The sequence below is a fragment of the Massilia sp. TWR1-2-2 genome (assembly GCF_049897565.1).
GTDB lineage: Bacteria > Pseudomonadota > Gammaproteobacteria > Burkholderiales > Burkholderiaceae_D > JAFCUW01.
In genome coordinates this window covers 91,376-113,034 of the sequence record NZ_JAFCWM010000009.1, presented here as the reverse complement: position 1 = coordinate 113,034, position 21,659 = coordinate 91,376, and the positions used below count along the sequence as shown (strand labels likewise).

The following is a 21,659-nucleotide window of genomic DNA, read 5'->3' as shown; positions in this document are numbered from 1 at the left end:
AGGCACAGAGCATATGCGCGCAGCCTTAGTCGGCATCGACTTCGGCGCTGGCGATTTTGACGCCAGCGTTGAAGAGCTGTCGCTGCTCGCCCAGTCGGCCGGCGCCGTGCCGATCACGACCATCACCGCCAGGCGTTCCAGTCCGGACGCTGCCTACTTCGTCGGCAGCGGCAAGGCCGACGAAATCGGCCAGGCCGTCCTCGCCGACAACATCGAAATCGTCATCTTCAACCATGCGCTCTCGCCTGCCCAGCAGCGCAACCTCGAAAAGCGCATCAACGTGCGCGTGCTCGATCGCACCAGCCTGATCCTCGACATCTTCGCGCAACGCGCCAAGAGCCACGAGGGCAAGCTGCAGGTTGAATTGGCCCAGCTGCAGCACCTGGCCACGCGCCTGATCCGCGGCTGGACTCACCTCGAGCGCCAGAAGGGCGGTATCGGCCTGCGCGGCCCGGGTGAAACCCAGCTCGAGACCGACCGCCGCCTGATCGGCGAGCGCGTCAAGGCGCTGCGCGCGCGCCTGGTCAAGCTGCGCAAGCAGCACGAGACCCAGCGCCGTTCGCGCGGCCGCAACACCACTTTTTCGGTGTCGCTGGTCGGCTACACCAACGCCGGCAAGTCGACCCTGTTCAATGCCCTCACCAAGGCCGGCGTGTACGTCGCCGACCAGCTGTTCGCTACCCTCGATACCACCTCGCGCCGGCTTTACCTGGGCCAGGAAGTGGGCAACGTCGTCATGTCCGACACGGTCGGTTTCGTGCGCGAGCTGCCGCACCAGCTGGTGGCGGCGTTTCGCGCCACGCTGGAAGAAACCATCCACGCCGACTTGCTGCTGCACGTTGTCGACGGCGCCAGCCCCGTGCGCATGGAGCAGATCGACCAGGTCAACCTGGTGCTCAAGGAAATCGGCGCCGACCATATTCCGCAGATCCTCGTCTGGAACAAGATCGATGCAGCCGGCCTCGAGCCGGCGATCGAGCGTGATGAATATGATAAAATCAGCCGCGTTTTTCTCAGCGCCAGGACCGGCGAAGGCCTCGACCTGCTGCGCGAAGCAGTTGTAGAAGCGGCCAAGGCGGCGCCAGGTCTGACCCATCGGTTCGATCGTCAGGACGATGCCGGCGACGATGCGCCCGAAGAAGAAGCAGAAGAAGCAGAAGAAGCGTCTTCCGATAGTATTTCAACCAACGCCGGACCACGATAGCATGCTCGTTTCCCTGATCAGGCGCCTCGGCGTCAAATTGTCGCTCAACGATCCTCGTTGGGGCCGCCGGCCTGAAGGCGACAATAAAAAACAAGAAGGCAGGAAGCCGGGGGAGGGTCCGCCGGACCTCGACCAGATGTGGCGCGACTTCAACGCGCGCCTGAACCGCATGTTCGGCCAGAAGAACAACGGCGGCACGCCCGAGCCGGGCGGCTATCGTCCCGACATGAAAGGCGCCGGCCTCACCGCCGGCGTGGTCGGCGCGGTCATCGTTTTCATCTGGCTCGCCAGCGGCGCCTTCATCGTGCAGGAAGGCCAGTCGGCCGTCGTCACCACCTTCGGCAAGCTCAGTCACACCACCGGCGCGGGCTTCAACTGGCGCTGGCCGTACCCGTTCCAGTCGCACGAGATCGTCAACGTGTCGCAGGTCCGCACCGCCGAAGTGGGCTACCGCGGTTCGGTGCGCGCGAAGAATTCGAAAGAATCGCTGATGCTCACCGACGACGAAAACATCATCGACATCCAGTTCGCAGTGCAGTACACGCTGAAGGATCCCGTCGCGTGGATCTTCAACAACCGCGACCACGACGACGACACCATCCGCCAGATCGCCGAAACGGCAATCCGCGAAGTGGTCGGAAAGAGCAAGATGGACTTCGTCTTGTACGAAGGGCGCGAGAAGGTCGCCATCGACACCCACAAGCTGATGCAGTCGATCGTCGACCGCTACGCCCTGGGCGCGCAGATCACCAATGTGACGATGCAGAGCGTGCAGCCGCCGGAGCAGGTGCAAAGCGCCTTCGACGACGCCGTCAAGGCTGGCCAGGACCGCGCCCGCGCCCGCAGCGAAGGCGAGGCTTACGCCAACAACGTCATTCCTAGCTCGCGCGGTAACGCCATCCGCCTGACCCAGGAAGCCGAGGCGTACCGCGCCATGGTGGTCGAAAACGCCACCGGTAACGCCGCCCGCTTCACGTCCGTGCTGAGCGAATACCAGAAGGCGCCGGGCGTCACGCGCGACCGCATGTACCTCGACACGATGCAGACGATCTTCAGCAGCGCGAGCAAGGTGCTGGTGGACGCCAAGTCCGGCAGCAATTTGCTGTACCTGCCGCTCGATAAACTGATCGCCCAGGCGGCTGCCAACGATGTCGCCGCCACGACCCGCACCGCGCCGGCGCCAGCCGCGCCGGTCACGACGCCGCCCCAGGAAGCCATGCAGACAGTAGAAAACATCCGCCATCGGGACAGCCGCAGCCGCGAGAATTCGCGTGATCGGGAGAGCCGCTGATGAACCGCCTGGTTACCCTGTTTGTTGCCGGCTTCATTGCCCTGATGCTGCTCTCGTCCACGGTATTCGTGGTCGACCAGCGCCGCTTCGCGATCGTCTTCGCGCTCGGTGAAGTACGTGAAGTGATCAGCCAGCCCGGCCTTCACTTCAAGCTGCCGCCGCCGTTCCAGAACGTGCTGTACCTCGACAAGCGCATCCTGACGATCGACACGCCCGACGCCGACCGTTTCATCACGGCCGAGAAGAAGAACATTCTGGTCGACGCTTTCGTCAAATGGCGCATCACCGATCCGCGCCTGTATTACGTCAGCTTCAGCGGCGAAGAAGCGCGCGCGCGCGACCGCATGAACCAGATCGTCAAGTCGGCGCTGAACGACGAGATCACCAAGCGCACGGTGCGCGAAGTGATCTCCGGCGAGCGCGGCAAGGTGATGGAAGCGATCCGCGTCAAGGTCGTCGCCGAAGCCAAGCAGATCGGCGTCGAGATCGTCGACGTGCGCCTGAAGCGCGTCGATTACGTCGAGCAGATCAACGCCTCGGTGTATGACCGCATGAAGGCCGAGCGTACCCGCGTGGCCAATGAGCTGCGTTCGACCGGTTCGGCCGAATCGGAAAAGATCCGCGCCGATGCTGATCGCCAGCGCACCGTGATCCTGGCCGAAGCGTTCCGCGACGCCGAAAAGATCAAAGGTGACGGCGACGCCAAGGCATCGCAGATCTACGCCGAAGCGTTTGGCAAGAACCCCGAGTTCTACAAGTTCTACCGTTCGCTGGAAGCATACCGCAGCACCTTCAAGAACCGCGGCGACGTGATGGTGCTCGATCCGAGCTCCGAGTTCTTCAAGTACTTCCGCAGCCCAGGTGGCGCCGCGGCGGCGCCAGCCAAGAAGTAGTGTCTGGGGTCTGACCCCATGGGGTCAGACCCCGGTGTAGCCGCCGGACCGAAACGCAATTCCCCCCATCCCAATCCAATACTGGATGTCGCCCTCAATTTTCAGGTAAAATTGATGGTTCGGCGCGCCGTTTGTGCGCGCGTCTCTGGTTCATCTTGACCGATTTTTAATAAAGCTTTTTGCCCATGCCGAATTGGCTCCTGCCTGAGAACATCGCCGACGTCTTGCCCTCCGAAGCGCGCAAGATCGAAGACCTGCGTCGTCAGATGCTCGACAACTTCCGCCTGTACGGCTACGAGCTGGTGATGCCGCCGCTGCTCGAATACGTCGACTCGCTATTGGCCGGCGCCGGCAAGGACACCGACCTGCGCACCTTTAAACTGGTCGACCAGATTTCCGGCCGCATGCTCGGCCTGCGCGCCGACATGACGACCCAGGTCGCGCGCATCGACGCCCACCTGCTCAATCGCGATTCGGTCACCCGCCTGTGCTACGCCGGCAGCGTGCTCCATACCCGTCCATCGGGCCTGCACGCCACCCGCGAGCCGCTGCAGATCGGCGCCGAGATCTACGGCCATGCCGGCCTCGAAGCCGACGCCGAGATCCAGGAACTGGCGCTCGCCTCGCTGGCGATGGCAGGCTTTGGCGAAGTGCGCCTCGACCTGTCGCACGCCGGCTTGCTGCGCTCGATCATCGCCGACGATGCCGCCGCCCGCAACGACGAAGTGGCGCTGTACGCGCTGCTGCAGGCCAAGGACAGCCCTGGCCTGGCCGCGCTCACCGCCAACTACGCCGCCGTCACGCGCGACGCCTTGCTGGCGCTGCCGCAGCTGTACGGCGACGTCGAGGTGCTGGCGCGCGCGCGCGACGTGCTGCCGGCCTTCCCGGGCATCATCAAGGCCTTGGCCGAACTGGCCGCGCTGGCCGGCTCCGCGCTCGGCCGCGCCGAGGTGGCGATCGACCTGGCCGACCTGCGCGGCTACCAATACGAAAGCGGCGCCATGTTCGGGCTGTACGTGCCGGGCCTGCCGAACGCGGTGGCGCGCGGCGGGCGCTACGACCATGTCGGCGAAGCGTTCGGCCGTGCGCGGCCGGCCACCGGCTTCTCGCTCGACCTGCGCGAACTGGCGCGGCTGTTGCCGAGCGCCGAGCGCAAACACGCCATCCGCGCGCCGTGGGGCAATGCGCCCGAACTGCGCGAGCAGATCGCCGGCCTGCGCAAGGCCGGCGAAGTCGTGATCCAGAGTTTGCCGGGTCATGACGACGATCAGGACGAGTTCGAGTGCGATCGCGTACTCGTGCTCGAAGACAGTAACTGGATTCTCAAAAACTTAGGCTAAGTGTGATGTCAAAGAAAAACGTGGCAAAAAACGTCGTCGTCATCGGTACCCAATGGGGCGATGAAGGCAAGGGCAAAATCGTCGACTGGCTGACCGATCACGCCAAGGGCGTGGTGCGTTTCCAGGGCGGCCATAACGCCGGCCATACGCTGGTCATCAAGGGCCAGAAAACCGCGCTGCAGCTGATCCCGTCGGGCATCATGCGCGAAGGCGTCGCCTGCTACATCGGCAACGGCGTGGTCGTCTCGGTCCCGGACATCATGCGCGAAATCGACAAGCTGCAGGCGATCGGCGTTGAAGTCGTCTCGCGCCTGAAGATCTCCGAAGCCTGTCCTGCGATCCTCCCGTACCACGTTGCCATCGACGTCGCGCGCGAAGCTGCCCGCGGCGACAACAAGATCGGCACCACCTGCAAAGGCATCGGCCCGGCCTACGAAGACAAGGTGGCGCGCCGCGCGATCCGCATCGCCGACATGCTCAATGAAGAGCGCTTCGCCGAGAAGCTCAAAGAGAATCTCGACTACCACAACTTCGTGCTGACCAATTACCTGAAGGTCGCCGCGGTCGACTATCAGAAGACGTTCGACGACGCGATGGCCCTGGTGCCGCGCCTCAAACCGATGGTCGGCGACGTCTCGTCGGCGCTGCACGCCACCTTCAAGGCCGGCGGCAACCTGCTGTTCGAAGGCGCGCAAGGCTCGCTCCTCGACATCGACCACGGCACCTATCCCTACGTGACGTCGTCGAACTGCGTCGCCGGTAATGCATCGGCCGGCGCCGGCGTTGGGCCGAACATGCTGCACTACATCCTCGGCATCACCAAGGCCTACACCACGCGCGTTGGCTCCGGCCCGTTCCCGTCCGAGCTGCCGACCGATGCCGGCGTCGGCGAGCACCTGTCGCGCGTCGGCCATGAATTCGGCACCGTCACCGGCCGCGCGCGCCGCTGCGGCTGGTTCGACGCCGCGCTGCTCAAGCGTTCCGTCCAGATCAACGGCGTGTCGGGCATGTGCCTGACCAAGCTCGATGTCCTGGATGGCATCGAGTCGCTCAAGCTGTGCACCGGCTACAAGATCGACGGCCGCGATGTCGACATCTTCCCGGTCGGCGCCGAGGACGCGGCGCGCTGCGTGCCGGTGTACGAAGAGATGCCGGGCTGGAAAGAGAACACGGTCGGCGCCAAGTCGCTGGCCGAGCTGCCTGCCGCCGCGCGCGCCTACATCAAGCGCATCGAAGAGCTGGTCGGTGTTCCGGTCGACATGGTATCGACCGGTCCTGACCGCGAAGAGACCATCGTCCTGCGCCACCCGTTTGAATAACCGATCGACATAAGAAGAGAACGAGCATGACAACCCCACAATCGACCGACACGGACCTCTGGGTATCCTGGGACGAGTACCACACGCTGATCGAGCGCCTGGCGCTGAAGGTCTACGAATCGGGCTGGAAGTTCGACCAGGTGCTGTGCCTGGCGCGCGGCGGCGTGCGTCCGGGCGACGTCTTCTCGCGCATCTTCGATGTGCCGCTGGCGATCCTGTCGACCAGTTCCTACCGCGAAGAAGCCGGCACCGTGCGCGGTGACCTCGACATCGCCAAGTACATGACGATGACGAAGGGCCCGCTGGGCGGCAAGATCCTGCTGGTCGACGACCTGGCCGATTCCGGCGTCACGCTCGACAAGGTCACGCGCCATCTGGCCGACAATTTCGACGGCGTCACCGAGGTTAAGTCGGCCGTCATATGGGTCAAGGGCACTTCGTCGATCAAGCCTGACTACTTCCTCGAAGAGCTGCCGCACAACCCGTGGATCCACCAGCCGTTCGAGAACTACGACGGCCTGCGTCCGCACCAGCTGGCCGCGTGGATGAAAAAGGGCAGCGGCCAGGCCTGAACCGCACGCCGATAGCACACGCAACACGGGGCCAGAGTACACGCGACTCTGGCCCTTTTTCTTGCCCATCAAAAGCTGGTGTCAGGTCTGACATTAAGACATTCGCGCCTGAATGTCTTAATGTCAGACCTGACACCAGCGTGCCAGTCGAGCAACTTATGACCCAAAGCTTCCTCCAGACCTTCATTCTTCTGCTGCTCGTGACCGATCCTTTCGGCAACGTGCCGATCTTCGTCACCGCGCTGGCGCCGGTCGAGCGCGCGCGCCGCCCGCGCATCGTGCTGCGCGAGTGCGCGATCGCCTTCATCGTGCTGCTGGTGTTCATGTTCTTCGGCCGCCACTTGCTGACGGCCTTGCAGCTGTCCGAAGTCTCGCTGCGCATCGGCGGCAGCGTGATCCTGTTGCTGATTGCCATTCGCATGGTGTTCCCGCATCCGGACGGCGTGCTTGGCAAGACCGACGGCGGCGAACCGTTCATCGTGCCGCTGGCGATACCGGCGCTGGCCGGCCCGTCGGCACTGGCCACCGTGCTGCTGTTGTCGCACGAGACGAAAGGGGAAGTGATGATCAACGTCGCCGCGCTGGCCGCGGTGGCGGTGGTGTGGCTGGTGGTGTTCCTCGGCGCCGAACGGCTGCAGAAGGCGCTCGGCCCGCAAGTGATGACGGCGTTCGAGCGCCTGATGGGATTGATCCTGACGGCGATGGCGGTCGAGATGCTGCTCGGCGGCGTACGTGCTTTTGTCAAGACCTTGTAGCGCCGAACGCGCTACGCACAACGCGAGACCGAAGTAGACTGACGGCTTCCATCACAGAAGCGAGCCCGCGATGAACAAGACAGCATTAGTAGTAGGAGCCAGCGGTATCGCTGGCAGCAACCTCGCCATCGAACTTCTGCAAAACGGCTGGGACGTGTACGGCCTGGCGCGCAGCCCGCAACACGACTTGCCCGGCCTGCGTCCTGTCGCTGCCGACCTGCTCGATCCCGCCAGCCTGACCGCGGCGCTGGCCAACGTTGCGCCCACCAACGTGTTCATCACCGCGTGGCTGCGCCAGGATACCGAAGCCGAAAACATCCGCGTCAATGCCAGCATGGTACGCAATATATTGGCCGCGCTGTCGTCGAAAAAATCGGTGCGCCATGTCGCGCTGGTGACCGGCTTGAAGCACTACCTCGGGCCGTTCGAAGCCTACGCCAGCGCCGGCACATTGCCGGAAACGCCACTGCGCGAAGAACAGCCGCGTCTGCCAATCGAAAACTTCTACTACGCGCAGGAAGATGAAGTCTACGCCGCCGCCGAGCGCGACGGTTTCAACTGGAGCGTGCATCGCCCCCACACCTTGATCGGCAAGGCGGTCGGCAACGCGATGAACATGGGCAGCACACTGGCGGTCTACGCGTCGATCTGCAAGGAGACCGGCCGGCCGTTCCAGTGGCCGGGCTCGCAGGCGCAATGGCAGGGCGTCTCGGACGTCACCGATGCACGCCAGCTCGCCAGGCAGCTCGTGTGGGCGGCCGACACCGAAGCGGCCTACAACACGGCCTTCAACATCGTCAACGGCGACGTGTTCCGCTGGCAGTGGCTGTGGGGCAGGTTGGCCAATTGGTTCGGCGTCGAGGCGGCCGGTTTCGACGGCACCATTCGCCCGCTCGAGGCGGCCATCGCCGGCGATAGCGACTTGTGGCGCGAGATGGCCCAGCGGCACGGCCTAGCCGAGCCAGACCTCGGGCGATTGGCGTCAGCGTGGCATACCGATCTCGACCTGAGCCGGCCGATCGAAGTAATGACCGACATGGCGCGCAGCCGCAAGCTCGGCTTCACTGGCTACCAATCCACCGAGGAGTCGTTTTATGACTTGTTCGCGCAATTGCGCACGGAGCGGTTGATTCCGTAGTCCTGTTCGCAGTCTCAGAAATCCCAAAGCAAAACATCGTCGACAAATCTTGACGTCGCCCTGCCATTGGCAGGACCGACTCCTCGCGAACGCGGGGGCCCCGTTTCGCGAGACATTGTTGGCTTTATTTCAATGTGCATTTGCCTTGGTTGACTCGCAAAAATTGGACCCCCGAATTCGCGAAGATGACGTGCGTGGGACAGTGGCTTCAAATTGTGCTTACGTCCAGCCGAAAAAGCCGCGCCGCAGTCGCATGGACTGGAGCGCGGCTTGTTATCCTGCAGCCTTACTTCGCGGCAGGCTTCAGATACGCATCCAGCCAGTCGATCACCGTGCGATGCCACAGCACCGAATTAGCCGGCTTCAGCACCCAGTGATTCTCATCGGGGAACACCAGCAGCTTGCTGTCAACGCCCTGGCGCTGCAGCGCGGTGAATGCGCCGATTCCCTGGCTCACCGGAATACGGTAATCCTTCTCGCCGTGGATCACCAGCATTGGCGTTTTCCACTTCGTCACGTGATGCACCGGATTGAATTTCTCGTGCTTCTCCGGCACCGCGAAATAGCTGCCGCCATTTTCCCATTCGTTAAACCACAGCTCCTCGGTGCCGTAATACATCGAGCGGTTATCGAACACGCCGTCATGGTTGACGATGCACTTGAAACCGTCGGTCCAGTTACCCTGGATCCAGTTCATCATGTAGCCACCGTACGATGCGCCCAGCGCGCAGCTCTTCGACGTATCCAGCCATGGATACTTGGCGCCGGCCGCGGCCAGGCCTTTCTTCAGGTCTTCCAGCGGCGCGCCGCCCCAGTCGCCGCTGATCGAATCGGTAAAACCCTGGCCATAGCCGGTCGAACCGTGAAAATCGATGAACACGGTGGCATAGCCGGCGCCCGCATACACCTGCGGATTCCAGCGGTAGCTCCAGCTGTTGCCGAAGCTGCCCTGCGGCCCGCCATGCACGATGAACGCCACCGGATACTTCACGCCCGGCGCGGCGTTCCATGGCTTCATCACGTGGCCGTACACCGTCTCGCCGTTGGCGCCGGCGAACGAAAACTGCTCCGACTCGCCCATGCGCACGTCCGTCAGCGCCGCGGCATTGAGCGTTGTCAGTTGCGTCATCGCTTCCGCGCCGATCTTGGCCGAACGCTTGAACAGCTGCGCGCCCGACGCCAGGTTCGCCTGGGTCATCACGATGGTGTCGCGCTGCACGTCGAACGCGCCGACGTAGCCGTTGCCGCTCATCGGCGTGACCTTGCCGCTTTGCGCGTCGATGGCGAACAGCCGATGCTGGCCGATGTCGTCGGCGGTCGCCAGCAGCGTCTTGCCGTCCGGCGCCCAGCGGAAGTCCGCGATTGAACGGTCCCAGCTGTCGGCCAGCATGCGCTTCTTGCCGGTGGCCACATCGCGCAGCACCAGCTGGAAGCGGTCGGCCTCGAAGCCCGGACGCTTCATCGCCAGGTAGGCGAGGGTGCGCCCGTCCGGCGAATAGGTCGGCTTTGAATCCCACGCCGGATTGTCCGCCGACAAGTTGCGCGGCGTGCCGCCCGCGGCAGGCACCTCGAACACGTCGAAGTTGGTCGACCACGACTCGGTCTTGCCGGCGATGCGCGCGGCGAACACGACCGTCGTGCCGTCCGGGCTGAAGCGGTATTCATCCTTGTCGCCGAACGGCTTCGACGGCACGTCGCCATCGAGCGAACCGGACAGGCTGACCGGCACGGCGCTCACGCGCCCGCTGCTGTCGATCGGCGCCGAATACAGCACCGCGTTGCGCTGGTCGCCCCAGGTGTCCCAGTGGCGCACGAACAGGCGGTCGTACACGCGCCCGCTCGACTTGCCCTTGACCTGATCGGACAGCCGCCTGGTGGTGCACGCCAGGTCGGCGCAATCGCGGAACACGGCCAGGCTCAGCGCGATGCGGTCGCCCTGCGGCGACAGCCGGAAATTGTCGACATCGAGCGGCAGGTCGGTGACCCTGCCGGCTTCGCCGCCGCCGAGCGGCAGGCGCCACACCTGCGAGCTGCCCGATCGGCCCGACAGGAAATAGATGGCGTCGCCATTCGGCGACCATTCGGGATCGCTGCTGCTGGAGTCGGCCTGCGTCAGACGCTGCGGCGCCGCTTTCGGCGTGCGCAGGTCCAGCAGCCACAGGTCGGTCTGGCCGCGGTTCTTGCCCATGTCGGTGCGGCGCACGGTGTAGACCAGGCGCGTGGCGTCTGGCGAGAGCACCGGGCTGCCGACGCGCTCCATGTTGACCATGTCTTCCACGGTAAATCCGCGCGGCGCGGCGAGCGCTCCGCCCGCCACCATGGCGGCTCCTAAAACCAGCAAACGTAATCTCATGCGGTGTCTCCGATGATGTGAAAAATTCCGGCTCGTGGCCGGTAGCCGGACATCATACCAATTTCCCTATCAGCCGTTGCCGGCGAAAGCGGCCCGGTGCTTTCCGTTAACTTCCAGATCGAAGGCTGCGGCGCCTATTGCGAGACCTACCACGAGATTCGTCACTACGACACATCGACGGGTCGCAGGGTGAACGACGACGACATCCTCACCCCCGCCGGCAAGCGCGACCTCGCCCGTCGAATGGCCACCGAGCGGCTGAGCCGGTTCAAAAAACAGCTGGCGGAAATTGCCGCAATAACGAAAGCGGCCAAACGCAAGCACTTGTCGAAAGAAGTGCTGGGAGACCTGAACGAACGCCGGGAACTCAACCTCGAGTGCGCAGTCCGGGAACAGGGCACGCTGGCGGACCAAGCCGCGCTTGCCACTGCATTGAGTTACTACACTCAGCAACATGCGAACCAGGCGCTGGTGCTCACATCCGGGCGATGCAGCAACCATGCGATGCGCGCCCTCGACGACGTCGGCGATGTCAGCATCACGGTGCCGTATGCCAGGCTGCGTCCGCACCTGACCGTTTACGGAAAATCCCTGCTGCTTGGCGAAGGTGCGGCCAAGGCAAGCAGCATCTACGGCCAGCTGCTGCGCGGCCAACTGAACGGCAACATCGCCATCACGATGAAGCTCAGAAACGAGAGTGGCGACGCCATCGACGGCTTCTACCTTTACGACAAGGTCGGTAAACCGATTCCGCTCGCCGGCAAGCGCGAGCGCAACGAGCTGACGCTGACGGACAAGCTGGTCGAGGAGAAAACGGCCGGCGCCTCGTTGAAGCTGGTCGTCACCGGATCGCAAGTGACGGGCCGGTGGACCGGCAAGAAGCAGTTCCCGATTCAACTGACGGTGCCCTGAGCAATGCAGGACCAGTAATCAGTAGACAAAGCGAACCTCTGAAGGAATTGGAGCATGCATCATACGTGCGCCAGCACAATATCGAAACGTGCCGCCAATTCGCCAGGGCGCTCCTTGCCAGGCACGAACGGTACCATGAGGGCCGCGCGCTGTTTGGCGTCGCGGATACTTCTCAGCACTCCATCGCGTTCATTCAGTGGATGGCTCTGAACGTACATTTGCGTGGTGAGCAACTCCCTGCCGCCCTTGCGGAGCTTGACGTGGATATGTGGGGTGCGCCCCGGATACGGTACCGGCTTGATCGTCCTGAACCGGTATTCGCCGCTCTGGCCGGTTTCGAAGCGGCCGAAGCCCTGGAAATTCGGATCGTTGCCGGCGCCCGCATCGCCCGAATGGCTGTAGTGGCCGTTGTTATCGACCTGCCAGATTTCGATCGTCACGCCCCGCAGCGCCTTGCCGTCCAGGTCGAGGATGTGCCCCGTCAGCTCGGTCACTTCGCCGGCGGCCGGCTTGCTGTGGCCTGCGATGTTCACCAGGTTGTTGTCCTGGTCCAGCGGCAGCCTGTCCGGATAGAACGGTCCTTCGGTCTGGCGCTGCGTCGCGGCCAGGCGCTGCGCCAGCGCCACCTGAACGCTGCCAGCGAGCGCGCCTGCCAACAGCGTTTTCAATAAAGTACGGCGCTCCATCTCGCTCTCCCGTCATCACTTTTTGAAGTATAGCGAATCCACCGCAACGGTCGGCCGTTCTGGCCGAACCAACGCCCGCCGCCCAACTCCAACCTACATGAAACGTCACGCGCCGATTCGTTGCATCACGTTTTTCCATCCCGGAGGCATCGATGTTCGTTGGGAGCTTGCGCATACTGCTGCTGGTGATGCTTGCCGTGCTCGCCGCGGTCGCTGCCGGCTGCGGCCCGAAGCAGGACCCGGCGCACGGCCCCGGCGCCGGCGCCGCGCCGCCGGTGTCGGTAGCGCCCGTCACGCGTGCCGCTGGGCGCGCTGATGAAGGTCGACGACACGTTCGGCCCGACCCGGGTGACGCGCTACAACGGCATCCCGTCGGCCGACATCAACGGCGCGGCCAAGCCGGGCTTTTCGAGCGGCCAGGCCGAAGCCGAGATCGAGCGCTTGCTGGCCGGCACGCTGCCGCGCGGCATGAGCTACGAATGGACCGAGCTGACGTACCAGGACCGCCTGACGCGCGACGTCCACATTCCAGGCGCCAACGTTGCCATTCCGACGCTGGCGGCGGTGCTGGCCCTGTCGCTGGTGCGGGTGATGCTGGTGCTGGCGGCGCAGTATGAAAGCTGGACCTTGCCGCTGGCCATCGTGCTGATCGTGCCCATGTGCATTTTGTCGGCGCTGCTGGGCGTGTGGATCTCGAGCCTGCCGTTTTTTCAGCAGCCGGGCGACCTGAATATTTTTACGCAAGTGGCGCTGGTGGTGCTGGTCGGACTGGCCTGCAAGAACGCCATCCTGATTGTCGAGTTTGCCAAGGACCTGGAAGAGCAGGGCAGGGATACGCTGGCCGCCACGGTGGAGGCGGCACGCCTGCGGCTGCGGCCGATCCTGATGACGTCGATCGCGTCTTGCGCCGGCGTCACGCCGCTGATCGTCAGCAGCGGCGCCGGCGCCGAGATGCGCCGCGCGATCGGCATCGCCGTGTTTTCCGGCATGCTCGGCGTGACCGCCCTCGGCATCTTCCTCACGCCGGTGTTCTACGTCCTGCTGCGCGGCACTACGGCGCGCCGCCGTGCCCGCGCCGCGCAGCAGCGCGCCGAGATCGACGCCTGTGCGGGTCCCTACCATCCGGGCGAGGATCCGGTGCCGGATACCGACCGCCGCTAAGGCGTGGCGCCAGCACCATCATCGTCAGCAGGCCGTGCGGTGTGCGGCCACCAGTTTTCAGCGCTTCTTCAACACGGCTGACCTAGCGCACACTCCCGCGTGGCATTTACAACATGATTATGTATCTGCCATCCACGGGGAACCCCATGTCCATCCGAAATGTTTTACGCAAGCTGCTGCTGCCGCTGCTCGCCGCACCGCTGGCAGCCGTTGCCGACCCCATCTACACGCTGACGTTGCTGCCCGACGGCTTTTACGCGTCCGCCGTCAACAACGCCGGCCAGGTGGTCGGCAGCGCCGGTGGCGGCGCGGCGGTGTGGAGCCCGACGTCGGTGGCCTATTTCCTGCCCGGCGCCGAGGGCCTGGCGATCAACAACAACGGCGACGTCGCCGGCCGCCTCGGTATCCAGGGATTCATCTATTCGGGCGGCGTGGTCGAGACGATCGATGCGTCCGGCTCGCGCAACTGGGCAACCGGCATCAACGACGCTCGGCGCGTATCGGGCACGGTGCGCCAGTTCGAAGGATCGGCGGAAACGCGCGCCTTCGTGTATGTCGACGGCGGCCTGGCCACGATACGCGCGTTCAATGGCTATCAGGATTTCGGCAATGCCATCAACAACGCCGGCCAGGTCACCGGTTTCGCCAGCCTGCCGGGCCCTGGCGACTTGAGCAACCCTGCGCGCACCGCGTATATCTACGATTTCCTCGGCACTGTGCGCAGCCTGGGCACGCTGGGCGGGTCGGTCAGCGAAGGCAACGATATCAATGATGGCGGCCAGGTTGCCGGCTGGTCGAGTACCGGCATCGCCGGCGAGGAGCGGCCCTTCCTCTTTACCGATGGCGCCGGCATGGTCAACCTGGGCTCGCTCGGCGGCAGTTCCGGCCACGCTTTCGGCCTGAACAATGCCGGCGCGGTCGTCGGCATGTCCGATGTCAGCAGTGGCGCCGGCTTCGACTACCACGCCTTCCTGTACGACGACGGCGCGATGGTCGACCTGAACGCGCTGATCGATCCGGCGTCCGGTTGGCGCATCGTGTCGGCTACCGACATCAACGACCAGCGCCAGATCCTCGGCAGGGCGTGCCTGGGCGATACCTTCGAATGCCGCGCCGTGCGGCTCGACCTGATGCCGCCTGTGCCAGAACCGGGCGCCTGGACAATGCTGATCGCCGGTCTTGGCCTGCTGGCATGGCGCAAGCGCAGGCAAGCGGCCCGCCCGCTATTGCTCGCTTTGCTGGCCAGTCCGCTGGCCGCGCTGGCCGATCCGGTCTACACGCTGCGTTTGTTGCCGGCCGACTTTCAGGCGGTAAATATCAACAACGCCGGCCAGGTGGTCGGCACGTTCAACAACGCTGCTGCCATCTGGAGCACGACGGCCACGCGCGACCTCAGTGCGCTTGCGCCCGGCAGCTTCGGCACGGCGATCAACAGCCGTGGTCACATTGGCCTGGGCTGGGAAGGCGATGGCTACCTCTATTCGCCCGACGCGCTGCGCAATATCGGCCGGCTCGGGATCTGGGACTTCAACTACGTGTCCGCGCTCAACGATGCCGGCCAGGCAGCCGGCAATGCTTTCTATGGGCCCGGCGAAAGGGCGCGCGGCTTCATCTACAGCGACGGCATCGTGCGCATCATCCCGACCCTGGGTGGCGACTGGAGCAGCGCCTCGGCGATCAACAACCAGGGCCAGGTGGCCGGCATCGCCACCATCGATTCGACCGACTTCATCAATCCGACCAGGACCGCGATCGTCTTCCGGGACGGGCAGCTGCGCGATCTTGGCGGCCTTGGCGGCTTGATTAGCGAAGCATATGACATCAACGAGGCCGGCCAAGTGGTCGGCATGGCGGAGACGACGCCGGATGTCAAATCGGGCGAGGGGCATGCCTTCCTGTTTGATGGCGGCGTGATGGCCGACCTCGGCTTTCTCGGCAACGGCATCCGCGCCAGCGCGCTCGGCCTGAACAATGGCGGCATCGTCGTCGGCGCATCGGAATGGAACTTCGACTTGCCCTTTGACTCGCATGGATTCCTGTACGGCGGCTCTGGCATGGTCGACATCAACACCTTGATCGACCCGGCACTGGGATGGACGATCGTGTCGGCAAAAGACATCAACGATGCCGATCAGATCCTGGCGCTGGCGTGCAGGGACGCGCTGTGCACCAATGTCCTGCTCGATCCGATCGCCTCGGCCGTGCCGGAGCCGCATGCGTGGATGATGGTCGTGGCCGGGCTGGCGCTGATGGGCAGCCGGCGCCGGCGCCGCCCACGCTGGTCGGAAAAGTTCACCGTGTAGCGATCGGCCCACTGGCTGCAGTCGGTGGGCGTGTGCGTTTCGCTGGCCTACTTGCCCAGCATCGACACCACGTTATCGGTACCCGGCGCGCCGAACGCCTGCTGCTTGAGCACGTGCAACTGATCGCGCACCTGCGCCGCTTTCTCGAACTCCAGGTTGCGCGCGTGATCGACCATCAGCTTCTCTAACCGCTTGATCTCCTTGCTGATCTGCTTTTCGCTCATCGACTCGACCTTGGCGGCCTCGGCTTCGGCGCCGAGCGTCTCGCGCGCCTGCTGCGGGCTGTACACGCCGTCGATCATGTCGCGGATCGCCTTCTTGATGCCGATCGGCGTGATGCCGCGCTCGAGGTTGTAGGCGATCTGCTTGGTGCGACGGCGTTCGGTTTCGTCGATGGCAAGGCGCATCGAGTCGGTCACCTTGTCGCCATACAGAATCGCCACGCCGTTGAGGTTACGCGCGGCGCGCCCGATCGTCTGGATCAGGCTGCGCTCCGAACGCAGGAAGCCCTCCTTGTCGGCGTCGAGAATCGCCACCAGCGACACCTCCGGCAAGTCGAGGCCCTCGCGCAGCAGGTTGATGCCGACCAGCACGTCGAACGTGCCCAGCCGCAAGTCGCGCAGAATTTCGACGCGCTCCACCGTCTCGATGTCGCTGTGCAGGTAGCGTACCTTGATGCCGTGGTCGGACAGATACTCGGTCAGCTGCTCGGCCATGCGCTTGGTCAAGGTCGTCACCAGCACCCGCTCGTCCTTCTTGACGCGGTCCTGGATTTCCGACATCAGGTCGTCCACCTGCGTCATCGCCGGCCGCACGATGATCTGCGGGTCGACCAGGCCGGTCGGTCGCACCACTTGCTCGACGACATTGTCGGCATGCGTCTTTTCATAGTCGGCCGGCGTGGCCGAGACGAACACGGTCTGGCGCAGCTTGCCCTCGAATTCCTCGAACTTGAGCGGCCGGTTGTCCAGCGCCGACGGCAGTCGGAAACCATAGTCGACCAGGTTGGTCTTGCGCGAACGGTCGCCGTTGTACATCGCATTGAGCTGGCCGACCAGCACGTGCGACTCGTCGAGGAACATCAGCGCGTCCTTCGGCAGGTAGTCGACCAGCGTCGGCGGCGGCTCGCCCGGCATCGCGCCCGACAGGTGGCGCGAATAGTTCTCGATGCCTTTCGTAAAGCCGATCTCGGCCATCATCTCGAGGTCGAAGCGGGTGCGCTGCTCGAGGCGCTGCTCTTCGATCAGCTTGTTCTCCGTGCGGAAATATTCGAGCCGGTCGCGCAGTTCGAGCTTGATCGATTCGATCGCCCGCAGCACGGTGCTGCGCGGGGTGACGTAGTGCGAGCCCGGGTACACGGTAAAGCGCGGGATCTTCTGGCGCACGCGCCCGGTCAGCGGGTCGAACAGCTGCAGCGACTCGATCTCGTCGTCGAACATCTCGACGCGGATGGCCAGCTCGGCATGCTCGGCCGGGAAGATGTCGATGGTGTCGCCGCGCACGCGGAAGGTGCCGCGGCCGAAGTCGACTTCATTGCGCGTGTACTGCATCTGGATCAGGCGCGCGATCACGTCGCGCTGCGCGACCTTGTCTTTGGCGCGCAAGGTCAGGATCATCTGGTGGTATTCGCTCGGATTACCGATACCGTAAATGGCCGATACGGTGGCGACGATAATCACGTCGCGCCGTTCCATCAGCGACTTGGTGCACGACAGGCGCATCTGCTCGATATGCTCGTTGATCGACGAGTCCTTTTCGATGAACAGGTCGCGCTGCGGCACGTACGCTTCCGGCTGATAGTAGTCGTAATAACTGACGAAATACTCGACCGCGTTTTGCGGGAAGAACTCGCGAAATTCCGCATACAGCTGCGCCGCCAGCGTCTTGTTCGGCGCGAAGACGATCGCCGGCCGGCCGCACTGGGCGATCACGTTCGCCATCGTGTATGTCTTGCCCGATCCGGTCACCCCGAGCAGGGTCTGGAACGACAAGCCGTCGTTGATGCCTTCAACCAGGCCGGCGATCGCGGTCGGCTGGTCGCCGGCCGGCGCGAACGGCTGATGCAGCTTGAATGGCGAATCGGGGAAGGTGATCACGGTCGGCGCCGGGTCATTTGCGAGGGATAGTTCTGCCATACTTTCAGACCTTTGTTAGAATGGGAGTCCGCTTGCGACCCCCGCAGTTCACTGGGGCGCTGTCTATACAACCCTGCTGCGAACCAGCCGATTATCAAGTTTAAACCACGATGACTTCTACAGCACCCGCCAGTATCTTCAGTACCATTGCCATGGCCCCGCGCGATCCTATCCTGGGGATTACCGAAGCCTTCAATGCCGATACCAATCCAGCGAAAATCAACCTCGGCGTCGGCGTCTATTATGACGACAACGGCAAGGTTCCGCTGCTGGCGTGTGTGCGCAAGGCCGAGGCACTGATGATAGAACAGCAGTCGCCGCGCACCTATCTGCCGATCGAAGGGCTGGCCGCGTACGACAAGGCGGTGCAGGAACTCGTATTTGGGGCCGACAGCGCCATTATTCAAGAGAAGCGCGCGGTGACGGTGCAGGCGGTAGGCGGTACCGGCGCGCTGAAAATCGGCGCCGATTTCCTCAAGCGCTTCGCCCCGGAAGGCGCGCAGGTATTCATCAGCGACCCAAGCTGGGAAAACCACCGCGCCCTGTTCGAAAGCGCCGGTTTCACGGTCGGTAATTACAAATATTACGACGCAGCGACCCATGGCGTCGATTTCGACGGCATGCTCGCGTCGCTGAAGGCCATGCCGGCCAGTTCGATCGTCGTGCTGCACGCGTGCTGCCACAACCCGACCGGCGCCGACATCACTTCCGCGCAATGGGACCAGGTCATCGAGGCGGTCATCGCCGGCGGCCTGATTCCCTTCCTCGACATGGCCTACCAGGGCTTTGGCGCCGGCATCGCCGAAGACGGCGGCGTGGTGCGCCGCTTTGCCGCGGCCGGCGGCGCGCTGCTGGTGTCGAACTCGTTCTCGAAGTCGTTTTCGCTGTACGGCGAGCGCGTCGGCGCGCTCAGCGTCGTCGCTGCCAGCGCCGAAGAGGCCGGCCGCGTGATGTCGCAGCTCAAGCGCGTGGTGCGCACCAATTACTCGAACCCGCCGCTGCACGGCGGCAAGGTCGTCGCCACCGTGCTCAACACGCCAGAACTGCGCCAGCTGTGGGAAGACGAGCTGGCCGGCATGCGCGTGCGCATCAAGGAGATGCGTGGCGAGCTGGTGCGCAAGCTGAAAGAAAAGGCGCCTGGGCGCGATTTCGAATTCGTCCGCGCGCAGGTTGGCATGTTTTCGTACTCGGGCCTGACCAAGGATCAGGTCGGCAAACTGCGCGACGAATCGATTTACGCGGTCGACACCGGTCGCATTTGCGTCGCTGCGCTGAACTCCAAAAATATTGATCTCGTCATTGACGCGATTGCGAAAGTCCTTTAAGATCTTGCTTCTTCGGATCGCCGGAAACAGCGATTCGAAAGGGCAGCAGAGTCATATTGCAGTGGTCGTCGCGGTGTAGTCAGAAGTTTGACAGGGCGGTTTCGGGAATATATAATGTTGCCTCTTTTCCCTGATAGCTCAGTTGGTAGAGCGACGGACTGTTAATCCGCAGGTCCCTGGTTCGAGTCCAGGTCGGGGAGCCAGAATACAGAAAAAACCACGAGAAATCGTGGTTTTTTTTCGTCCGCCGCTTATTTCCCAATCCTGTTAGCCTTCTTCCACACTTGCACACTGTGCATTTACAACGAATCGTGAAAGGAATCGCCATGGGAACGCAAAATGCAGCAGGAGGTCACCCTGGTGACGCCTCGGTCGGGGTCGGCTCCGAAAACGACGGTCAGGGCATGCCACAGGAGCAGGACGGCTCGCAACGCGACAGTGGCGGCAGCGGCGGCGCCCAGATGACGCGCAGTCTTGACGACACCAACAGCGACGCGCCATCGCCGCACGACGCGCGCACTGACAGCGACGACGTGCCCGAAGGCGCCGGCACGGCGGCCACTGCCACCACGCGCGGTCCGGTCGACACCCACAGCCACCAGGGTAGCGCCGGCAAGACCGGCATGGGCGTGCCTGAAACCGGCGGCAACCAAAAGCCGTCCGACATGGCGCCGCCGAGCGACACCTGATCCGCCTCCACCTAAGCTTGAGAACGCTGGGGTCAGGTCTGACATTCGGACATTTCGCCGGAAAAATGTCCGAATGTCAGACCTGACCCCAGCAACTTCAACAGCCACCACGAGACGATCGTGGTTTTTTTTCGGGTGCTCACTTGCCAAATAACCATCTTGCCCCAGATGAGCGTTTCATTGTCCATTGGAAATATATGAAATCGAAGAAGGCGCGCATCGTCAAGAACGTCATCCAGGCAATCGTGGTCGTTGGCCTGGGCTATCTGGTGCGCCACAAGGTGTCCGAGACTGGCGGCGCAACGGTATGGCTAGCGGCCGGGTGGCTGCTGACGGCGTGGGTGGTGCTGCGTCTGGCAATGGCGCTCAAGCGCGGCTACGCGAACGTTCGCACGCACACGCAGAGCGGCGTCAACATCAAAACTCTCGACCAGCTGACGACGGCATCGATGCCACCGTGGAGCCGCGGCTTTTATCAGATGGAGAAGCTGGCCTACCGCGGCGCCTGGCGAACCGTCACCGCGAGGCCGCTGGTGCCGGCCGGCGAGTTTTCCGTGGCCGGCGGGCCGCGCAGCGCCATCGTGTCGACGATCGCGCTGATGCTGGTGGCCATGTTGGCCGCCGTAGCCGTCACGTTCCTGCCGATGTGGATCAGCGGCTTCTGGCCGCGCGCGCTGTGGTTCGGCGGCGCCGGCTTCGCGCTGCTGTACGCGGAAATTTGGATCTTTGGCTGGCGCCGTCGGCTGAAGGAGGGCGGCCATCGTATCGACCAGGGCCAGCTGATGCTGGACGCCGGCATGCGCGGCTCCGGCGCGGTTGCGCTCGGCGACATCGCGCGGTGCAGCGTGCTCGGAGGCGGCGTCGCTCAGGCTTCCGATGGGCAGGTGTGGACCCTGTCGCCAGGCGAGCGACCGAACGTGCTGATCGAACTGACGGGCGAGACGCCGCTCGCGATCACGGCGTTCGACTCGCCGCGCGACATCAGCAGGCGGCGCATCGCGCTGTACGTCGACCAGCCCGCCGCGTTCGTCGATGCGGTCGTGCGCGCGCTTGCAGCACGCACGCACGGCGCGGCCGCCTGATTGCACGAGGGCTAGTCATTCTCCGCGCCGGCAGCTATAATTCGCGCTCTTTTCCCTGATAGCTCAGTTGGTAGAGCGACGGACTGTTAATCCGCAGGTCCCTGGTTCGAGTCCAGGTCGGGGAGCCAGAATACAGGGGCTGCATCGCGAGATGTGGCCCTTTTTTCTTGTGCAGTTTTATTGATTTGGACAACGAATGAGCGATCTCGCGAAAAATGTGGAATTCTGGGATGAATGGCAGTTGGCGGCAGTGGCCGCCGGCGTTGCCGTGCCGCTGGCGGAGCTGGGCTGCGACGTCTTGCGCACCCATCGCAAAAACCGCTGGAGCAAGGAGTTTCTCGGCGTCGCGGACGATGGCCCCGTGATGCTCGACATGTGCCTGGACGAGCCGGCGCAGGCCGAGATGCTGTTTCTCGAAAACCTGCATCCCTACGATGCGGCGCTGCTGGCGGCCGCGCGCAGCCGTCTCGGGCTGACCTGACCGGATCGCGCCTATGGCGC

17 protein-coding genes, 2 tRNA genes and 1 pseudogene are annotated in these 21,659 nt (G+C 63.8%); 17 read left to right on the top strand and 3 right to left on the bottom strand.

What is annotated here, in order from left to right; genetic code table 11:
* Positions 1-13: 13 nt before the first annotated feature.
* The 8 genes from hflX to ACP7DD_RS10770 all read left to right on the top strand — a co-directional run bounded on the left by hflX (position 14) and on the right by ACP7DD_RS10770 (position 8,512).
* Complete coding sequence (gene hflX / locus ACP7DD_RS10805) at positions 14-1,204, top strand: GTPase HflX (RefSeq protein WP_426174812.1); 1,191 nt, start codon at positions 14-16, stop codon at positions 1,202-1,204.
* 1 nt (position 1,205) lies between these two features.
* Positions 1,206-2,495 (top strand): FtsH protease activity modulator HflK, encoded by a 1,290-nt coding sequence (gene hflK, locus ACP7DD_RS10800; RefSeq protein WP_426174811.1) that lies wholly within the window; start codon positions 1,206-1,208, stop codon positions 2,493-2,495.
* Positions 2,495-3,388, top strand: a complete 894-nt coding sequence (gene hflC, locus ACP7DD_RS10795; protein ID WP_426174810.1) for a protease modulator HflC — start codon at positions 2,495-2,497, stop codon at positions 3,386-3,388. Before hflK ends, hflC begins: the two co-directional genes overlap by 1 nt.
* 185 nt (positions 3,389-3,573) lie before the next feature.
* The gene (locus ACP7DD_RS10790) at positions 3,574-4,728 is read left to right on the top strand and encodes an ATP phosphoribosyltransferase regulatory subunit (protein WP_426174809.1); all 1,155 of its coding nucleotides are present in this window, start codon (positions 3,574-3,576) and stop codon (positions 4,726-4,728) included.
* Between the two features lie 5 nt (positions 4,729-4,733).
* Complete coding sequence (locus ACP7DD_RS10785) at positions 4,734-6,047, top strand: adenylosuccinate synthase (protein ID WP_426174808.1); 1,314 nt, start codon at positions 4,734-4,736, stop codon at positions 6,045-6,047.
* Positions 6,048-6,073: 26 nt separating this feature from the next.
* Positions 6,074-6,619 (top strand): phosphoribosyltransferase, encoded by a 546-nt coding sequence (locus ACP7DD_RS10780; protein WP_426174807.1) that lies wholly within the window; start codon positions 6,074-6,076, stop codon positions 6,617-6,619.
* Between the two features lie 158 nt (positions 6,620-6,777).
* The gene (locus ACP7DD_RS10775; RefSeq protein WP_426174806.1) at positions 6,778-7,374 is read left to right on the top strand and encodes a MarC family protein; all 597 of its coding nucleotides are present in this window, start codon (positions 6,778-6,780) and stop codon (positions 7,372-7,374) included.
* 70 nt (positions 7,375-7,444) lie between these two features.
* On the top strand, positions 7,445-8,512 hold the full coding sequence (locus ACP7DD_RS10770) for an SDR family oxidoreductase (RefSeq protein ID WP_426174805.1): 1,068 nt from the start codon (positions 7,445-7,447) through the stop codon (positions 8,510-8,512).
* Between the two features lie 286 nt (positions 8,513-8,798).
* Here ACP7DD_RS10770 and ACP7DD_RS10765 read toward each other — a convergent pair whose 3' ends face one another.
* The gene (locus ACP7DD_RS10765; protein WP_426174804.1) at positions 8,799-10,865 is read right to left on the bottom strand and encodes a prolyl oligopeptidase family serine peptidase; all 2,067 of its coding nucleotides are present in this window, start codon (positions 10,863-10,865) and stop codon (positions 8,799-8,801) included.
* 96 nt (positions 10,866-10,961) lie between these two features.
* On the opposite strand from ACP7DD_RS10765, the gene ACP7DD_RS10760 reads away from it, so the two are divergent.
* Positions 10,962-11,777 (top strand): hypothetical protein, encoded by an 816-nt coding sequence (locus ACP7DD_RS10760; protein WP_426174803.1) that lies wholly within the window; start codon positions 10,962-10,964, stop codon positions 11,775-11,777.
* Between the two features lie 59 nt (positions 11,778-11,836).
* Here the strand turns inward: ACP7DD_RS10760 and ACP7DD_RS10755 are convergent, their stop codons facing one another.
* Positions 11,837-12,463 (bottom strand): intradiol ring-cleavage dioxygenase, encoded by a 627-nt coding sequence (locus tag ACP7DD_RS10755; protein WP_426174802.1) that lies wholly within the window; start codon positions 12,461-12,463, stop codon positions 11,837-11,839.
* 297 nt (positions 12,464-12,760) lie between these two features.
* Here ACP7DD_RS10755 and ACP7DD_RS10750 point away from each other — a divergent pair.
* A pseudogene (locus ACP7DD_RS10750) lies at positions 12,761-13,624 on the top strand (efflux RND transporter permease subunit); the annotation flags it as partial.
* Positions 13,625-13,770: 146 nt separating this feature from the next.
* Positions 13,771-15,927, top strand: coding sequence for a PEP-CTERM sorting domain-containing protein (locus tag ACP7DD_RS10745; protein ID WP_426174801.1), 2,157 nt, complete (start codon positions 13,771-13,773; stop codon positions 15,925-15,927).
* Between the two features lie 47 nt (positions 15,928-15,974).
* On the opposite strand, the gene uvrB is transcribed toward ACP7DD_RS10745, so the two are convergent.
* The gene (gene uvrB / locus ACP7DD_RS10740) at positions 15,975-18,062 is read right to left on the bottom strand and encodes an excinuclease ABC subunit UvrB (RefSeq protein WP_426174800.1); all 2,088 of its coding nucleotides are present in this window, start codon (positions 18,060-18,062) and stop codon (positions 15,975-15,977) included.
* A gap of 110 nt (positions 18,063-18,172) precedes the next feature.
* On the opposite strand from uvrB, the gene ACP7DD_RS10735 reads away from it, so the two are divergent.
* From ACP7DD_RS10735 to ACP7DD_RS10710, 6 genes are all read left to right on the top strand, one after another.
* The gene (locus tag ACP7DD_RS10735) at positions 18,173-19,387 is read left to right on the top strand and encodes an aromatic amino acid transaminase (protein ID WP_426174799.1); all 1,215 of its coding nucleotides are present in this window, start codon (positions 18,173-18,175) and stop codon (positions 19,385-19,387) included.
* A gap of 127 nt (positions 19,388-19,514) precedes the next feature.
* Positions 19,515-19,590, top strand: a tRNA-Asn gene (locus tag ACP7DD_RS10730).
* Between the two features lie 123 nt (positions 19,591-19,713).
* Complete coding sequence (locus tag ACP7DD_RS10725) at positions 19,714-20,076, top strand: hypothetical protein (RefSeq protein ID WP_426174797.1); 363 nt, start codon at positions 19,714-19,716, stop codon at positions 20,074-20,076.
* Between the two features lie 197 nt (positions 20,077-20,273).
* A complete protein-coding gene (locus ACP7DD_RS10720) occupies positions 20,274-21,158 on the top strand; it encodes a hypothetical protein (protein ID WP_426174796.1) in 885 nt (294 codons plus the stop codon).
* A gap of 52 nt (positions 21,159-21,210) precedes the next feature.
* A tRNA-Asn gene (locus ACP7DD_RS10715) sits at positions 21,211-21,286 on the top strand.
* A 68-nt stretch (positions 21,287-21,354) separates the two neighbouring features.
* Positions 21,355-21,639 carry a hypothetical protein gene (locus ACP7DD_RS10710; RefSeq protein ID WP_426174795.1) on the top strand — a complete coding sequence of 95 codons (285 nt, stop codon included), beginning with the start codon at positions 21,355-21,357 and terminating at the stop codon, positions 21,637-21,639.
* Positions 21,640-21,659: the final 20 nt, after the last annotated feature.

Excerpts from the sequence above, each read along its gene's own strand:
- ACP7DD_RS10775 (WP_426174806.1), top strand. The coding sequence starts at position 6,778 with ATGACCCAAAGCTTCCTCCAGACCTTCATTCTTCTGCTGCTCGTGACC.
- ACP7DD_RS10790 (WP_426174809.1), top strand. The coding sequence starts at position 3,574 with ATGCCGAATTGGCTCCTGCCTGAGAACATCGCCGACGTCTTGCCCTCC.
- uvrB (WP_426174800.1), bottom strand. The coding sequence starts at position 18,062 with ATGGCAGAACTATCCCTCGCAAATGACCCGGCGCCGACCGTGATCACC.
- hflC (WP_426174810.1), top strand. The coding sequence starts at position 2,495 with ATGAACCGCCTGGTTACCCTGTTTGTTGCCGGCTTCATTGCCCTGATG.
- ACP7DD_RS10710 (WP_426174795.1), top strand. The coding sequence starts at position 21,355 with ATGAGCGATCTCGCGAAAAATGTGGAATTCTGGGATGAATGGCAGTTG.
- ACP7DD_RS10755 (WP_426174802.1), bottom strand. The coding sequence starts at position 12,463 with ATGGAGCGCCGTACTTTATTGAAAACGCTGTTGGCAGGCGCGCTCGCT.
- hflK (WP_426174811.1), top strand. The coding sequence starts at position 1,206 with ATGCTCGTTTCCCTGATCAGGCGCCTCGGCGTCAAATTGTCGCTCAAC.
- ACP7DD_RS10770 (WP_426174805.1), top strand. The coding sequence starts at position 7,445 with ATGAACAAGACAGCATTAGTAGTAGGAGCCAGCGGTATCGCTGGCAGC.
- ACP7DD_RS10780 (WP_426174807.1), top strand. The coding sequence starts at position 6,074 with ATGACAACCCCACAATCGACCGACACGGACCTCTGGGTATCCTGGGAC.
- ACP7DD_RS10735 (WP_426174799.1), top strand. The coding sequence starts at position 18,173 with ATGACTTCTACAGCACCCGCCAGTATCTTCAGTACCATTGCCATGGCC.
- ACP7DD_RS10785 (WP_426174808.1), top strand. The coding sequence starts at position 4,734 with ATGTCAAAGAAAAACGTGGCAAAAAACGTCGTCGTCATCGGTACCCAA.
- hflX (WP_426174812.1), top strand. The coding sequence starts at position 14 with ATGCGCGCAGCCTTAGTCGGCATCGACTTCGGCGCTGGCGATTTTGAC.
- ACP7DD_RS10725 (WP_426174797.1), top strand. The coding sequence starts at position 19,714 with ATGGGAACGCAAAATGCAGCAGGAGGTCACCCTGGTGACGCCTCGGTC.
- ACP7DD_RS10765 (WP_426174804.1), bottom strand. The coding sequence starts at position 10,865 with ATGAGATTACGTTTGCTGGTTTTAGGAGCCGCCATGGTGGCGGGCGGA.
- ACP7DD_RS10720 (WP_426174796.1), top strand. The coding sequence starts at position 20,274 with ATGAAATCGAAGAAGGCGCGCATCGTCAAGAACGTCATCCAGGCAATC.
- ACP7DD_RS10745 (WP_426174801.1), top strand. The coding sequence starts at position 13,771 with ATGTCCATCCGAAATGTTTTACGCAAGCTGCTGCTGCCGCTGCTCGCC.